Genomic DNA, 15,547 nt, shown 5'->3' with positions numbered 1-15,547 from the left:
TCACACCGCCGGCGACTGCGGCTAGTCACTTCTTGGCGACGTTGCGATCCAGGAAGTCGTTGATAAGGGGAGCAGCGACATCCAGCTTTTCTTCGAGCAGGAAATGACCTGAGTTCAGGATATGGATTTCTGCATCCGGCAGATCCTTGAGGTAAGGATGAGCGCCTGCCTCGGGAAAGATAAAATCGTTCTTGCCCCAGACGATGAGCGTGGGTGGCTTGCGCTCACGAAAGAAACGTTGGAAGTCAGGGTATAGCGGCACGTTGGTTCGGTAATCGTACAGCATATCGAGCTGGATGTCCTTGTTCCCAGGGCGATCCAGAAGGGCTTGGTCATGAACCCAGTTGTCCGGGCTGATGCGCGACACGTCTTCCATGCCGTCGGTGTACTGGAACTTGGTGGTTTCGAGCGTGAGCAAGCCGGAGAGCGCTTCGCGGCTCTTTGCTGATCCATCGGACCAGTAGGTCTTGATGGGATCCCAGAATTCCTTCAGTCCTTCATCATAGGCATTGCCGTTCTGGATGATCAGACCGCTGACCCGTTCCGGATGCTTCAGCGCCAGGCGATAGCCGACGGGCGCGCCATAATCCATGACGTACATCGCGTACCTCTTGGCCTCTAGACGAACCATCAGCTTGTCGACGATGTCGGCGGCCGCGGCAAACGTATAGGCATACGTACTGCGATCGGGAGTGGGGCTTTGCCCGTAACCCGGATAATCCGGCGCGATGACATGGTACCGGTCTGCAAGAAGCGGAATCAGATTCCGGAACATATGAGACGATGTTGGAAAGCCATGGAGCAGCAGCACGACCGGAGCGTCGCCCGGACCGGCTTCCCGGTAGAAGATATCGAGGCCATCGATCTTTGCAGTTCGGTAGTGGATGGGAACCGGAGCCTCGCGAACATCTGTCGTGGCCTGCGCGGGAAACGCGGACACAACTGTTGCGGCAGTCATGCTGGCGGTCGCCAGCATCAGGCACATAATCAAGCTACGCATGTTAATCTCCCTATAAGTCGAGATGAAACGAAAATTGGTTTTGAATGAAGGCTGCTTTTGCCGTTTTGGCCGAGCAAGAGCCGTCGCGATAAACAACGTCACCGGAGGTGACAGCCCCAGGTCAGGAAATGTCAGTGGTGTGGAATTCGATACACGTAAATGTTGGCTGTGAACGCGCCGGCGGACCGGCCGACGTCGTCGTTCATCAAGGGCCTCGATGGATAGGAGTAGGCTGGTTTTCGACTGCTCTCAATTGCGATCTAGGTCACGTGCAACTAGACAATGGCATTGCCGCCATACACCTTCGTCTATTGATTTGCCCTTACGCAACCCGCAGAAATCCCGTAACTATTTCCGGCGGACGATCGACCATCCTTCTACATTTACTGACACGGAGTCGTCCCGAACTCTGAACGGAGAGGGTTGTGGAACGAGAGCCGGAAACCGATCCCATTATCGACCTGATCCCCGCCATGGTGTGGTCAGCGACCTCGGAAGGCATGCTGGATTTTGCAAACCAGCATTTTCTCGAATTTATCGGTGCGCCGCTTGAGGAAATTTCCGGAGAGGGCTTCTACAAGCTGTTTCACCCTGACGACACGGCACATCTCGCTTCTGAATGGCATGCTATCATGGCCTCGAAGATTGCCAGAGAGGTCGTGGGCAGGCTCAGGCGCGCAGATGGTCAATATCGCTGGTGCACGCTTCGGCAGAAACCTCGGCTCGACGCCGAAGGAAATGTCACGAGATGGTACGGCGTCGTCCTGGATATCGAAGACCGCAAGCAGGCCGAAAACGCATTGAAGGAAACCAAGACTGCGCTTGCGGCCAGCGAAGAGAATCTCAGCCTGATCATCAATTCGCTTCCGGTTCTCGTATGGTCTGCAAGACCGGATGGCAGCGCCGATTTTGTCAATAAGAGGTGGTTGGATTACGCAGGTCGCCCCGCTGATCAAATCCTCGAATGGGGCTTTCTGGACTTATATCATCCTGACGATATCCCAAGCATGGTGGACATCTGGAAGAGAGACCTTGAGCATTCCGACCACACCGTTCTGAAGGGACGCATCCGCGGAGCCGACGGCAACTACCGCTGGTTCTATTTCGCGGGCCGCAAGCTGGTTGATGCCAACGGCGTCGTGCGCTGGTTCGGCTGCAATATCGATATCGAAGACCTACAACGTGCGGAGATTGCTCTCCGGGACAGCGAAGCTGCGCTCAGGGAAAGTGAGCATAAGCTGAATCTTATCATCAACACCATACCCGCGATGGCCTGGTCCTGCACCCCGGATGGACGGCTTGAATATTTCAATCGCAACTTGATCGATTATGTCGGTCTGCCTTTTGATGAAATTGTCGGCTTCGGCTTCTATCGCATGTTTCATCCTGATGACGTCGAGCCGATGCGTGCGGCATGGGACGAGATTGTTGCTTCGAAAATAAGTCGCCCGGTCGATGCTCGTATCAGACGCGCCGATGGTGAATATCGATGGTTCAACTTGCGACAAAGCCCGCTCTTGGATGCAGACGGAAATGTTGTGAGATGGTACGGCGTCGTCGTTGATATCGAGGATCGCAAGCGGGCTGAAGAGTCCCTGCGGCAGAGCCAGAGTGACCTCGCGCATGTGACGCGGATGACGGCCACAGGGGAGCTTGCCGTTTCGATTGCCCATGAAGTCAACCAGCCACTGATGGCAATCGTCACGAGTGCTGGCACATGTCTGCGCTGGCTGCAACCGGACCACACTGATCTGGAGCAGGCGCGGATGGCCGCCGAAAGGGTTGTTCGGGACGGACATCGCGCGGGCGATATTATCACGAGTATCCGCGCAATGGCTCAGAAATCACCAGCGCGAATGGAGCAGACGGATTTACAAGGTGCCCTGCATGAGGTGTTGAGTCTTTTGACGGGCGAACTGCAAAGGCGTGAGATAGAGGTCGGCCTCGATATGGGGGAAATGCCTATCGAAGTCGTAGGAGACCGGACGCAACTGCAACAGGTTGTTCTCAACCTGGTCATGAACAGCGCTGAAGCGATGACAGCTTCGCCAAGGGCAAAGCGCATCGCCATCAGATGTGCGGTTCAGAAGCAGCGTGTAATCGTGAGTATCTCGGATACGGGCCGTGGGGTACCGGTCGGCGAGTTGGATCGGATTTTCGAAGCATTCTACAGCACAAAGGCCGATGGTATCGGAATGGGCTTGTCGATTTGCCGCTCCATCGTCGAAGCGCATGGTGGCCGGATCTGGGCTTCAGAGGCGGAAAATGAGGGAGGAGCAGTGTTCTCATTCACCTTGCCAAGGGCGGAGGATACAGGCGCCTTATGATGGATGATCGCAAAAGAGGCCGGCCGACCGTCATCATCATCGATGATGACGAAAGTGTCCGCGAAGCTCTGAGAGGGCTCTTTGAATCTGTCGAATTGACCGCCGAAACCCATGGTTCGGTGGCAGAGTTTCTTGCCGCGGATGATCCGGATCGGGCTGGCTGCATTGTTCTGGATATTCGGCTGCCGGGTCAAAGCGGACTGGAGTTTCAAGAGGCGCTCGCGAAAAGCCGACACCCCAGGTCTGTTGTGCTGATCAGTGCTCATGTCGACGTGGCGATGGCGGTCCGCGCCATGAAGGCCGGAGCAATCGATGTCCTTACCAAGCCAGTACGCGAACAGGACCTGCTCGAAGCCGTGAACCGCGCTTTGGCAAGTGATAGCGCCCGACGGGAAGAGGCAAATCAAACGGCAGCAGTGCGCCTGAGGTATTCCAAACTCACCGACCGCGAGCGGCAGATTATGACTTTGGTTGTTGCCGGGAAGCTGAACAAGCAGATCGCCGCTGAGGTTCAACTCGCCGAGGCCACAGTGAAGCTTCATCGCGGCCACATGATGCGGAAAATGCACGCATCCTCAGTTGCGGATCTGGTTAGGATGGCGAGCATTCTGGAGGGCTGAAATTAAGCTCTAGGAAAGAACGTGGGATAGACTAAAGGGGCCGCGGTCCTTCCTCAAGGAAGGCGACAGACGCACACTGCGAGGGGCGGTGTAATCACCCGAATTTCTCCTTCTTCGGTCCGCGCGAACAGAGCCACGATGCGGACTGGCTCGTCACGACCGTTGTCGTATGGCGAGCATGGAAGTTCCCACGTATGGAGCGCTGGCAACCTTTGCTGGCAAAGGTCAGATTTTCCAGCCCATGGGCTTCTACGCTCCGGCACAGATTGTCGGCGACGTGCTGAACCATGACGTCGAGGTTCGATCCGTCTGCATCAATCCATCCCTCTGGGACTGCACCCTCGAACCTATCGGCAATGGGGCCGCCATGCGGATCGCGATAGGGGGTTCAAGCTGCCGACGGGCAGGGGTGACGAGTTCGCCCATGGTGGCGGGCCGGATCCACGCGACAAGCCGATGCCTGCGGTTCAGCCTCGCGACATCTTCATTCCCGATCTCCATATTGATAGTTTGAAGATCAAGGCTCGGACCACTGACGCGACAGCGCGATGGCACTACCGAAGGAGGCCGTCGATCCCGAACTCGTCCCATCCGCTTAACCCCGTTGCGGCTTCATCGGGTCGTTCGGTTTTTTCTTTTTTCTTCAGCGAGCGCGTCAACTTCGCCTGATATGCGGCCCGTCTGCGATTTTCCGCCTTAGCCGCAACGTCGTTCTCGCGCCATTCGTCCACAGCGCCACGGTCGAGAAGATCTTCGACAACACGGGGGTCGAATACGTGAAAGGTGATCTTCCTTGCGCGCCCTTGCAGCCTGACCGTTCGCGTTCCAGCGCTGGGCAGGCGGCCGTCTTCGAGCCAGCGCTTCCGCTCTGATGCCGTGATCGTCAGGATATCCTCGATCTCCCTGGGAATGACCGGAAGGTCTGCGATGTCGTCGAGCGCCTTGGAAACGGCCGATGTCGTAGCTCTGAATGCTATCTTCGAAGTCTCTGGCATGACAAGGATGAGCCCGCTCGCCTGCATGTCCAGCGATTTCCGGACTGGAGATGGTAGCCGGGAGCGGATTTCCTGTAGGATCCCCTTCACTCTGACACCAGATCCCAGGGTCGCCTCCACGGGAAGCGGCCACTCCCTGATCAGCTCGGGATCGTCGCTTTCCTTGCTTTTCGTCTTCGTCTTGGGCATCTCGCAGCAGATGGTGTCGAAAGGGGCGCGCGTCAACGGAACTTGGGATGATTTCCCACGTTCTCGCTGCGAGGAGGACCCCATGTCCGTGCCAAACGAACCCATTGTGCCGCCGCCATCGCCGTTGTCCGTCGATACGCCACCGCGCGATCCCGACCGCGTTCCCGGCGAGGAACCGCTTCCCGATCCCGAACCCGATGAGGGCGCCGCCGCACTTGGTTGCCCGACGTGGGGCCTACTCTGCAGAGGACTTCGTCTTCAGTCGGAGGAGCGGCGATGACCAGGGATTGGCGTGACGACCTGAGCCTGAAGCTCGAAGATTTCATCGACACGTTCGTGGTGAAAGGCGCAAAGGCGACCGACGTCTACGATGCCATCCAGAATGAACTCGACCGCCTTAGGGCCGCGTATGACCGCGACCTGGATCCCGCGGACGACCAATCGGACGAGGCTATTGAGGAACCGTCAAACGACTGGCCTGCTTCCCAGGCCTGACCCACGCCCTGGAAGCCGGTTGGCTCATCCTGTGGGTAATTGTCCGCAAACAAGGTGGCAGACGCCACCGAGGCAGTCTCACATTCACCCCATCGACGAGTGACTTTCTTCGAATCAGGCAAGTTGCTCTTCCGATCTGGCGAAAGCATCGTGGCACAATTTCCGGGGTGTCCGGGCTGCCGATCGGAGTCTGCTCGGCCAGTCGGGTGGAGAACCACCACGCTGGACTCATTGCCGGGAACAAGGCTTAATGCCGCGCGGGGATGGCTTTGGGGGCTGCCGATCATGAGATGACCGTGCCGATGTACTCGATGCTGTCGTCGTCGGGGCCGGCTGGGCGGGCCTCGGCGTCAGCTATTGGCTCGCACGAAGAGGGATGCGCCATAGCGTATTGGAGCGAGGCCGCATAGGAGAGACGTGGCGTACACAGGGATTCCTTTCGGATGAATACCCCCAACGTGCAGACAGTCATGCCAGGCGATTCCTACGATGGTTTGGATCCGTCCGGTGCCCTGACGCGCGACCAATTTGTCGCTCTCCTCGAGGACTTCGCCAGGCGCAATGCGCTGCCTATCGAAGCGGGAACAGCGGTCAGCGAACTCACGCACGAGAATGACGCTTATCGACTGACCACCTCACGCGGCACGCTTTTGGCGCGGAACGTGATCGTCGCAAGCGGCAGCCTGAATTGTCCGGTGCGCCCTTCTTGGGCCGCGTCGTTACCGCCCGTCGTTCGCCAGATCGACGCTTCCGACTATCGCAGCGCTGCGGATCTCCCCGATGGGGAGGTGCTGGTCGTCGGAAGCGGCCAGTCGGGTGTCCAGATCGCGGAGGAGGTTGCGCAAGCGCGACGAACAGTCTTCCTTGCCACCAGTCGTGTCGGACGGCTCCCCCGGCGCTACCGAGGACGCGACATCATGATCTGGCTTCTCGAATGCGGATTTCTTGACGTGCGACGGGAGGAGGTCATTCAACTTGCGGGACGCCTCCCTCCTCGTGGCGTGCTTGGGTCGTTGCACACGATAAGCCTTCAAGCGCTCAGCGCCCAAGGTATCGTGCTTCTTGGGCGATTGACTGGTGTCGAGGATGGCGACCGCCTCTCGTTCGCCGACGATCTCGAAGCGAATGCTCGCTTTGCAGATGAGGCCTCCGACAACATCAAACGTCATATCGACGAATATATCAGCCGCGCTGGAATCGATGCACCCGTTTCCGAACCCGACCCGGCGGAGACGGTCGCGATGCGTCGGCCGAACCCGGCGATCGCGTCGCTTGATCTCTCGCGATCCGGCATAGCGACCGTGGTGTGGTGCACGGGCTTCAAGGGCGATTTCAGTTGGATGAGGCTTTCCGGTGCGCTCGATGCCGCGGGACAACCGGTCCACGAGGATGGCGTGGCCGCCCTGCCGGGCCTCTACTTCGCCGGGTTGGATTTCGCCTCCACCAGAAAGTCGGGCATAATATTGGCGATCGCCGAGGAAGCACCCCGCCTTGTCGACCACATCGCAGGGCCTTCGTGAGAGCTCATCGCGAAGCGTTCACGCAGGCGCATCTGCTACCGAAGTCTGGTTGCGCATTGCTGATGAGCGTTGGAATTCGCTGCTCGCAACCGCCGTTCTCGCGCAGCGCATATGGAACGCGTCGGGATTGTCCCCACCCGCTGTCACATCTCCGGCAGGCCGGCCTTTCGGAAGCCGTCGACAAAGTGGTCTCGTACAGATGCATCGCGTAGCGGCTGGGAGTTGAGCCAATGGCTAATCGTGAAATGAGGGTGGGCGATCAGGAACAAGTCTGCTTCTCGCCGTGCCTCCTCACTGTGGCCCAACTGCGCAAGCGCAGCAGCCAGGAATTTGCGTGAGTTGGTACGATACGTGTCTTCCCTGCGGAGTGTAGCGGCTGCCGCCTCATAGTCACGCGCGGCGTATTGCGCCTGCCCAAGATGACAAAGATACCAGCAGGTTGGGTAGGGATTGAGCCGCAGAGCTTTTTCGATCTGCGCTAGTCCGTCGGCAATCCTGCCGTCCAGCACGGACATGTCCGACATGGCGGCCCAGGTGTCGGCGTGGTTGGGGTCCAGTTCCAGGGACTTGGCGAAGGCGGCCTCCGATTCCTCCCATCGCCGCTCATAAGCCAAAATGGTCCCCAGAACGTAACGGCCGCCGGCATCGTTGGGATCTAGGTCGACCGCCTTCTGCGCGAACGCCACCGCCATCCGACGGTTGGGATCTTCGGGCTCGCCGAAATGAGTCCAGGCAAGCCAGCGGTTATAGGCGAGCAGACCGAGGGCCTCGGCATATGATGGCTCGAGCTCAACCGCGCGTTGGAGCAACATATGGGCCTCACGCTCAGTTTGCGGCGACTCTTCCGTCAGACGGCGGGCGCGCACACACAGGTCGTACGCCTCCATGTTCTTCGGCCGATTGCGCTGCTTCGGGATGGTCAGCCGGCCGACGAGGGCTTCAACAATCTTGGCGTTAACTTCATCCTGCAACTCGAAAACATCTTCCACCGTCCTGTCAAACCGGTCGGCCCACAATTGCTGGCCGCCAAGCGCATCGATCAATTGGGCCTTGATGCGGACACGGCCCCTCGCACGTCTGGCGCTCCCCTCAAGGATGTAGCGGACGCCGAGCTCCTGGGCGACCAACCGTACATCAACCGGCTTGCCCTTGTAGCCGTTGACGGAATTGCGCGCGATGACGAACAGGCCAGCCGTACGGGAAAGGTCGATGATGAGGTCTTCGGTCAAGCCGTCGACGAAAGGCGCGTCCGCTTCATCCCCACTCGTATTCGTGAAAGGCAACACAGCGATCGAGGGGCACTCGGGTAGCGGCAACATGCTCTGCGGCGCATCCGGCCAATGCCACACGTGGACCGGGCGGGTCAGGTTCTTTAGGTAGCGTTCGCCTCCATCAAAGAACCGGTCGCCGATCTTGCCGACAATCTCGCCGTGAACGTTGGCTGAAATGCAGATACCTCCCGGTGCTGCCTGCGTCTCGAGGCGCACCGCGACATTGACGCCGTCGCCGAGGACGTCTGAACCGTCGCCAATGACATCTCCCAGATTGACGCCTACACGCAAAAGCAGGCCCCGGTCGCCTGAATCAGCAGAGGTGGCCCGTTGCATTTCCAATGCTGCTGCGACCGCGTGCACCGCACTTCCGAATTCGATTAAGAATCCGTCGCCCATGACCTTGAAGATGCGACCGTTGTGGCGCATCACCGCCGGCTCGATAACGCCAGAACGGAGTTCCCTGACGTTTGCCAGCGTTACGACTTCATCAGCCTCCATTAGGCGTGAATATCCCACCACATCGACAACGACGATGGCGGCAAGGCGACGCTGAAGAGATTGATCCGTCATGTGAGGACAAGCCTAACGACTGAGTTGGCAAGTTACGGTTCAACCGCGGGTGAGTCAACAAGTGCTAAGAGGTAACGCCCGGCGATCTCCATCTCCATCGAGCTGGAGGATGCAAATCTCATCGTGTCATCGCCCTTGATGAGCGCAATACGTGGATCACCAAGTTGCGCAGAGCCCGGAGGGATCGCAGGCTCTCACTGAGCCAGGCTGAAGCCATGTCACGTGGAATCTCATGACCAGTGACTGCAAAAGGCTCGATCGAAACCTGCGCATGAGGTGGTTCGCGAAGTAGCGGTGCCCCGGATTGCGCCGGGCTTGTTTCAAGTCGCGTCGACGTGGTCGGTGGCAACTGCCCGAACCTGCAGGATGCGGTCGATAAGGCCCCATTCCAATGCCTCTTCCGCCGTCATGAAGCGGTCGCGATCCATCGCTTGCTCGAATTCTTCGTAGGTGCGGCCGCAATGCTCGGCGTAGAGCCTTGTCATGCGATGCTTGGTCTTCTGCATTTCCTCGGCATGGATCAGCATGTCCGATGCCTGTCCTTGGAATCCGCCCAGCGGCTGATGTATATGGATGCTGGCATTGGGAAGCGCAGTGCGCTCGCCCGGCTGGCCGGACATCAACAGGAACGAGCCCATCGAGCGGGCGGTTCCCATGCACAGCGTATGCACCGGGGCGTGAATGTAACGCATCGTATCGTACATCGCGAGACCGCTGGTTACGACGCCACCTGGCGAATTGATGTAGAGATGGATGGGCCTTTTGGGGCTTTCGGCTTCGAGAAACAGCAATTGTGCGCAGACAAGCGCCGAGACCGTGTCGTTTACCTCCCCGTTGAGGAAGATGATCCGCTCACGAAGCAGACGGGAATAGATGTCGAAAGACCGCTCTCCTCTGCTGGATTGTTCGACGACCATAGGGACGAGTTGCATCGCTTCGCGCATCGGCGACTCCAATCATTCGAGATTTTCGGGAGGGCTTGCCGCGTCAGGCGGCGAGCATGAGGGTCGGGCTGTTGCCGTTGGCGACCGTTTTCGTCAGCCGCTCGAAGGTCGCGCCGGTCAGCTCGTGGACGATCCGCAGGCTGGTTCCGCCGGATCCATTCGGGGCGATCGTGAAGGTGACGGTGCTTTCGAGATGGGGCGGGGTATCGTCGCGCAATTTGTAGCGGATTTCCTTGCCCGGCGTTTCGGAGAGCGACTGTGGCTCGGCAAGCGCCTCCCTCGGCAGCCACTTCTCCCGGAATTCCGCGATGCTGATCGCCCGCCAGACCTTCTCCGGCGACGCTTCCAGTTCGTATCTCTGCTCGAAACTGCTTTCCGGCACCTTCGTCTTCACGTCCTTCATTGATCCATATCCTTCAGCAAGAGCTTCAGAGCGTCGACGCGAGCCGGCCAGTAGGCGCGGTATTTCGCGAGCCATTGCGCGATAAGGGCCAGCCCGTCCGGATCGACTTCATAGTTCACGAAGCGGCCCTCCTTTTGTTCGCGCACCAGCCTTGCCGCTCGCAAGACCGCAAGATGCTGGGACATCGCCGGCTGGCTGATATCCATACCCTGGCGCAGCGTGCTGGCATTCATGCTGCCGTTTGCAAGCTTCTCGAAAATCGTGCGGCGGGTGGGATCCGCCAGAGCGCGGAAAATATCATGTTCGATCATGACAACACATAAGCACACACTTATGCGATTCGCAAGGCTGCCTGCAGCCAGTTTGCAGTTTTATGGCGGGCATGCCTGTCTGGCCCATGCCGAGTGATGATACTCAAACGCTTGAGAATTCCTGAGCGGCGGGCCAAATGAATAACTGTGTTGCCGAGGGAGTCGTTATGATGGACAGGAGAAAGGGACAACACTCCTTCACGTCAAACCTGTCAAATTTGGATCCGCCTGTATCATTGCGACAAGCTCCAGGCCTCGTTTGTATTTCACGGGATCTGATCCGACCGCGTTGGCCTGCTGCAAATTGTCTTGGAGATCGGCGACCTTTACAGGGCAGGCGATCTTGTTTTCGACTGCTCGAAGAACAAGCTGATCGTCGGTTTCGTTTTTGCGGCGGGTTAGAGCGTTCACCGCATCGACGACGCCGTTGCTGAAGCCCAATTGTTGAAGACGTTCGAGGTTCCACCCGTCGCACTTCTCCACGATATCGTGAAGGAAAGCGACTGTCTTTTCTTTTGCACCTTCGACGCGATCGGCCACTCGCTCGCAGTGGCTGACGTAGGGATTGCCTGTCTTGTCCGTCTGCCCCTCATGAGCTTCGGACGAAACCCGTTGCGCCAACTCGAGTTCAGATACCTCGTCTCTTGAAATCTCGCCATGTTTTGACATCGAGCACGTCCTCCGCAGCGAAAACGCAACGGCTGTCTTCGCGGTTCCGCCAGCAGGAGCCGACATCGTCGCAGTCAACAAACAGTCAGATGACAGTTTGAAGCCCGAGTTCCACTACTCTGCCGCTGGGAAGGCCGAAGTAGTCGGTGGCGTTGCCTGCGTTCTGCGCGAGAATGATGAACAGCCGATCCTGCCAGAAGGGCATTCCGCCTTTCTTCGAAGGAAGGATGGTGCGGCGTGACAGGAAGAACGACGTCGACATGATATCGAACTTCAGTCCGAGCTTGCGCACAAGCACCAGGGCGCGCGGAATGTTCGGCGTCTCCATGTATCCGAACGTAATCACCAGTCGGCTGAACAGAGGACTGAAACTCTCGAGAAAGATCTTCTCCTCGTCAGGCACGAACGGCTCCGTCGCGGTGACGACGCTGAGGATGACATTGTGCTCATGGAGGACCTTGTAGTGCTTCAGGCTGTGCAGCAGCGCCGTGGGCGCGCCTTCGACGTCGCTTGTCAGAAAGACGGCCGTTCCGTGCACAGTGGGAGGCGGTCTCTTGGCAAGCCTGTGGATGATACCCTCGAGCGGAACTTCATCGGCACGCGTGCGGGCGGCCAACAGTCGGCGTCCCGCCATCCACGTCTGCATGATAAGGCCCATGGTGCATGCCACGGTGACCGGAACCCATCCTCCCTCAGGAAACTTGGCGATATTCGCGACGAAGAACCCGGCGTCTATGAAAAGGAGCGGGACGATGACGGCTGCAGTGGTCGCGGTCGTCCATTTCCAGATGTGCTTCATCACGACGAAGAGCAGGATGCTGGTGATGAGCATCTCGCCCGTAACCGCGATACCGTATGCGGCGGAAAGTCCACTCGAACTCCTGAAATACAGAACGAGTGCTACGACGAATACGAAAAGGAACGCGTTCACTTGCGGCATGAAGATCTGACCGGAGTGTGTTTCCGAGGTGTGCAGGATCTGGAGACGCGGTAGCACATTGAGGTGCATGGCCTGACGAACAAGGGAGTATGCCCCCGAGATGACTGCTTGGCTCGCAATGACCGTCGCCGCAGTTGCCATACACACGATCGGCACCCGCGCCCATTCCGGATGCATGTCAAAAAAGGGATGTTGCGTCATTTTCGGGTTCGCAAGCACGAACGCGCCCTGTCCGAAGTAGTTTAGAAGCAGGCAGGGGAAGACGAGAAAAAACCATGCCGTCACGATTGGTCGTCGGCCGAAATGGCCCAGGTCGACATAGAGCGCCTCCGCCCCTGTGACCGCAAGAAACACTGCTCCGAGGACAGCGATCGCGTGCCCGACATTGCTCGAGGCATAGAGAATGCCATGAAGCGGGTTGAGGGCACTGAAGATTTCCAAGTCGTCGAGAATATGGATGCCGCCGCTTATTCCGAGAACCAGAAACCAGACCGCCATGATGGGGCCGAACACCGATGCAACCCCGCTCGTCCCGAAGCGCTGCACGAAGAACAGCGCGGCAATGATGGTGACGGTGATCGGCACTATCCATCCGGAGAGCCCAGGAGCGACGACCTGGATCCCTTCGACGGCCGACAACACGGAGATTGCAGGCGTTATGATCGCGTCGCCGAGAAACAGGGAAGCGCCAGCGACGCCCAGTACGAGGATCCATGCTGGCTTCCCAACGAAACTCTGGCGTGCAAGCGTCATTAAGGAGAGCGTCCCGCCTTCGCCTCGATTGTCGGCCCTCAGAACGAACGTTACGTACTTCACCGTGACGACGATCGTCAGGGCCCACACAATCAGCGAAAGAATGCCGAGCACGTTCTCCCGGTGCGATCCCGATCCTGCTGTCGCATGCAGAGCCTCGCGAAACGCATAGAGCGGGCTGGTCCCGATATCGCCGTAAACGACACCAAGTGCTGCCAAGACCAAAGCGGGTAACCCGCTTCGTGTTTCAGTCGCCAGTTCCGGGTCTTCGGATCGGAGTTGCGGATAGGTCACCGGGCAGTCCTGATGGGAGTGAGTGTCTTTTCGAGGTTACGGCTAATGATCTCGTTGAACGTTCGACAGTTCGATTGGTTCGAAGGGGTGAACCACACTGCCATTTGATCCGTCATTTCCTCCGGCGCAGGATCTTGCTTGCCTTGCGGTCCAAGCCCTACCAACTTCCAGACTGCTAGATTCCGGTCCGCGCTACAGGCTGCAACCCGGATATTTGTAGAGGTCGGCTTGAGACAGATCGGGCGGGCATTTCATGGCGCCTGTGGCCTTCTGGCCGCATGACGACGCCTTAATCTGCGATATCGACGCATAACGCCCCTGAGAGACGCGAACCTTGACGCACTGCTTCTTGTCGGCGTTCCACCAGGTATTGTTGCCGCCCACGTCAACATAGCCCCGCGCCTGCATTTCGCTCTCGGCGCCAGCGGCTCGCGAGCCCACGAGGTCGGCGATATCGGATGGCGATTTTGCGAACGCGGCCAAGGGCACCAGGACTACGACGCTGATTGCTATTGTCAGGCGCATGATGATTTCTCCATGGCATACATACCACGTGAGGTTAGTAGAGCCCAGTATAGTTGAGCAAGGCTGTGCTTACCGCTTGCTGCCGAAGACCCGCGGGCTTGAAGTGCCCCAAGCACCGCCCACTACCAATCAGCCGGCGCCTCCCATAAAACTGTAGATAACGTCGGTCACGCGATTTATTAGCAAAGACTAAATCTGCTACGCTTATTCGATCTTAGCAGTTAACGGCTCTATCGAATGACACGGAGGCTGATTTGCGAAAGACGGCTGTGAACAAAGAATACCTCGGAGCAGGCGCTCCGGTTCAGAGCAGCATCCTTCTGCGAGGTGCGCCATTCGACGCCCGCAATATTCCTCCATATTACCTGGACTTCTCATTCATCAAGCATGCTCTCAAGAGCATCTGTCGCGAGAACGGAATTGAGCGCGACCGCAGGGCAAGGGTCGAGGTCGCTGCAATGGTGATCGCCTTGTTTCAGGAAGGGGCACGTTCCGAAAGTGAAATCGTGGAACGCGCCCGCCAGAGGTGGTCGGAGGCAAGGATCCAATAGACACAGCGAGCGGCGGCGGGTCGCGTTGTCCCACCTGGCCCACGGCTGTCGGGGATCAGTCCACTCTCGACATTCCTAAACTGCACTAGATGCGGGATCCACATGGGTTTGATCGCATCGACACCCAAGCGGAGGGGGTCTGCTTCGATACTTCCGTATAATTGGAATGTACTGGGAGTTCGGCGATCATGGTGTCAGTAACCGCCGCGGCAGCACACCCGCGATTTTGATTGAGCTCAGTCCGACCGGTGCGTCTGGCAGCGTATGGGTCCAGTTTGTCCGTTTTTGCATACTGCTTCAAGTATCGGACATTGCTTTAGCCCTATACTTTGCGTGGTCCGTGCAAGCAAATGGACTCGCGATATGGCGAGGATGCCAGGCGTGTGGCTGCACGACGCGCCAAGGGGTTGCGAGCGGCCGGTCCACCGCCGCCCCTGGTGCAACCAACGAAAAATGGAAAGGATGCCCAGATGAATCGCGCGCTCGATCGGCAGCCACCTAGTGAGATGTTTTCGAGAACGTCATTTCTCGACATCGCAAATGCGGCGTATATCGAAAGCCTGCAGTCGCGATATCTGGAGGATCCGAATTCTGTCGGTCCAGAATGGCGCGATTTCTTCTCCTCGCTTGGCGACGATGCGGTCGATATCAGGAGAACAGCGGCGGGCGCATCCTGGAAGTCGGCGACCTGGCCAATGTCTCTCAATGGAGACCTGATTTCCGCTCTTGATGGAAACTGGGCCAAAGAGCTTGAGGTGAAAGCAGGACAAGAGTCGCCGTCGGACGGTGACAGTCTCTCCGCAAACCGCGATACGGCGCGGGCATTGGCGATCATCCGGGCCTATCGGATGCTCGGACATCGGGCCGCGAAGCTGGATCCACTGGGTTTGATGACACCCGACGAAAGCGAGGAATTGCAGCCTTCTTCCTATGGATTCAGCGAGTCCGATCTTGACCGCCCTATATTTGTAGACGGCCCCTTCGGGGGCGAACTGGCCACTATGCGCGAGATCCTGGATCGCCTGCGTGTCAGTTATTGCGGGACGGTCGGCTACGAATACATGCATATCTCCGACAGGACGCAAAGGACATGGATCCAGCAACGTGTCGAACCGTTGAACGCTAAGACCGAACTGGCGCCTGATCACAAGCGGCGGCTTCTCCAGA

14 protein-coding genes and 2 pseudogenes are annotated in these 15,547 nt (G+C 58.2%); 7 read left to right on the top strand and 9 right to left on the bottom strand.

The genetic code is table 11. The annotated features are described in order from the left end of the window. Window positions 1-25: 25 nt before the first annotated feature. Window positions 26-1,000, bottom strand: coding sequence for an alpha/beta hydrolase (locus RHIBUN_RS0124075; RefSeq protein ID WP_025661524.1), 975 nt, complete (start codon window positions 998-1,000; stop codon window positions 26-28). 425 nt (window positions 1,001-1,425) lie between these two features. On the opposite strand from RHIBUN_RS0124075, the gene RHIBUN_RS0124070 reads away from it, so the two are divergent. Then, window positions 1,426-3,327 (top strand): PAS domain S-box protein, encoded by a 1,902-nt coding sequence (locus RHIBUN_RS0124070; RefSeq protein WP_025661523.1) that lies wholly within the window; start codon window positions 1,426-1,428, stop codon window positions 3,325-3,327. Then, entirely contained in the window at window positions 3,324-3,947 is a 624-nt protein-coding gene (locus tag RHIBUN_RS0124065) for a response regulator (protein WP_025661522.1), read from the top strand. Before RHIBUN_RS0124070 ends, RHIBUN_RS0124065 begins: the two co-directional genes overlap by 4 nt. A 554-nt stretch (window positions 3,948-4,501) precedes the next feature. Here the strand turns inward: RHIBUN_RS0124065 and RHIBUN_RS0124055 are convergent. Further along, window positions 4,502-5,131 carry a hypothetical protein gene (locus RHIBUN_RS0124055; protein WP_025661520.1) on the bottom strand — a complete coding sequence of 210 codons (630 nt, stop codon included), beginning with the start codon at window positions 5,129-5,131 and terminating at the stop codon, window positions 4,502-4,504. An 82-nt stretch (window positions 5,132-5,213) separates the two neighbouring features. On the opposite strand from RHIBUN_RS0124055, the gene RHIBUN_RS0124050 reads away from it, so the two are divergent. The 4 genes and pseudogenes from RHIBUN_RS0124050 to RHIBUN_RS33855 all read left to right on the top strand — a co-directional run bounded on the left by RHIBUN_RS0124050 (window position 5,214) and on the right by RHIBUN_RS33855 (window position 7,146). After that, window positions 5,214-5,411, top strand: a complete 198-nt coding sequence (locus RHIBUN_RS0124050) for a hypothetical protein (protein ID WP_025661519.1) — start codon at window positions 5,214-5,216, stop codon at window positions 5,409-5,411. Continuing rightward, window positions 5,408-5,626 (top strand): hypothetical protein, encoded by a 219-nt coding sequence (locus tag RHIBUN_RS0124045; RefSeq protein ID WP_025661518.1) that lies wholly within the window; start codon window positions 5,408-5,410, stop codon window positions 5,624-5,626. Before RHIBUN_RS0124050 ends, RHIBUN_RS0124045 begins: the two co-directional genes overlap by 4 nt. A 370-nt stretch (window positions 5,627-5,996) precedes the next feature. Next, window positions 5,997-6,056, top strand: a pseudogene (locus RHIBUN_RS38055) (hypothetical protein); the annotation flags it as partial. Between the two features lie 13 nt (window positions 6,057-6,069). Beyond that, window positions 6,070-7,146, top strand: coding sequence for an NAD(P)-binding domain-containing protein (locus RHIBUN_RS33855; RefSeq protein ID WP_348625996.1), 1,077 nt, complete (start codon window positions 6,070-6,072; stop codon window positions 7,144-7,146). A gap of 143 nt (window positions 7,147-7,289) precedes the next feature. Here the strand turns inward: RHIBUN_RS33855 and RHIBUN_RS0124035 are convergent, their stop codons facing one another. The 7 genes from RHIBUN_RS0124035 to RHIBUN_RS0124005 all read right to left on the bottom strand — a co-directional run bounded on the left by RHIBUN_RS0124035 (window position 7,290) and on the right by RHIBUN_RS0124005 (window position 13,829). After that, the gene (locus RHIBUN_RS0124035) at window positions 7,290-8,990 is read right to left on the bottom strand and encodes an adenylate/guanylate cyclase domain-containing protein (RefSeq protein ID WP_025661517.1); all 1,701 of its coding nucleotides are present in this window, start codon (window positions 8,988-8,990) and stop codon (window positions 7,290-7,292) included. Window positions 8,991-9,310: 320 nt separating this feature from the next. After that, window positions 9,311-9,934, bottom strand: a complete 624-nt coding sequence (locus RHIBUN_RS0124030; protein WP_025661516.1) for an ATP-dependent Clp protease proteolytic subunit — start codon at window positions 9,932-9,934, stop codon at window positions 9,311-9,313. 43 nt (window positions 9,935-9,977) lie between these two features. After that, the gene (locus RHIBUN_RS0124025; RefSeq protein ID WP_025661515.1) at window positions 9,978-10,337 is read right to left on the bottom strand and encodes a hypothetical protein; all 360 of its coding nucleotides are present in this window, start codon (window positions 10,335-10,337) and stop codon (window positions 9,978-9,980) included. Further along, complete coding sequence (locus RHIBUN_RS0124020; RefSeq protein ID WP_025661514.1) at window positions 10,334-10,648, bottom strand: metalloregulator ArsR/SmtB family transcription factor; 315 nt, start codon at window positions 10,646-10,648, stop codon at window positions 10,334-10,336. Before RHIBUN_RS0124020 ends, RHIBUN_RS0124025 begins: the two co-directional genes overlap by 4 nt. 198 nt (window positions 10,649-10,846) lie before the next feature. Beyond that, on the bottom strand, window positions 10,847-11,188 hold the full coding sequence (locus RHIBUN_RS0124015; protein WP_348625995.1) for a hypothetical protein: 342 nt from the start codon (window positions 11,186-11,188) through the stop codon (window positions 10,847-10,849). Between the two features lie 214 nt (window positions 11,189-11,402). Further along, on the bottom strand, window positions 11,403-13,304 hold the full coding sequence (locus tag RHIBUN_RS0124010) for a potassium transporter Kup (protein ID WP_025661512.1): 1,902 nt from the start codon (window positions 13,302-13,304) through the stop codon (window positions 11,403-11,405). 192 nt (window positions 13,305-13,496) lie between these two features. Next, window positions 13,497-13,829, bottom strand: a complete 333-nt coding sequence (locus RHIBUN_RS0124005; RefSeq protein WP_025661511.1) for a hypothetical protein — start codon at window positions 13,827-13,829, stop codon at window positions 13,497-13,499. A 1,021-nt stretch (window positions 13,830-14,850) separates the two neighbouring features. Here RHIBUN_RS0124005 and sucA point away from each other — a divergent pair. Then, window positions 14,851-15,547, top strand: a pseudogene (gene sucA / locus RHIBUN_RS33850) (2-oxoglutarate dehydrogenase E1 component); the annotation flags it as partial.

Origin of the sequence: Rhizobium sp. IBUN (assembly GCF_000510625.1) — a bacterium.
Lineage (GTDB): Bacteria > Pseudomonadota > Alphaproteobacteria > Rhizobiales > Rhizobiaceae > Rhizobium > Rhizobium altiplani.
Note: the sequence above shows the minus strand (reverse complement) of the source record. Positions and strands in the feature narration are given on the sequence as shown.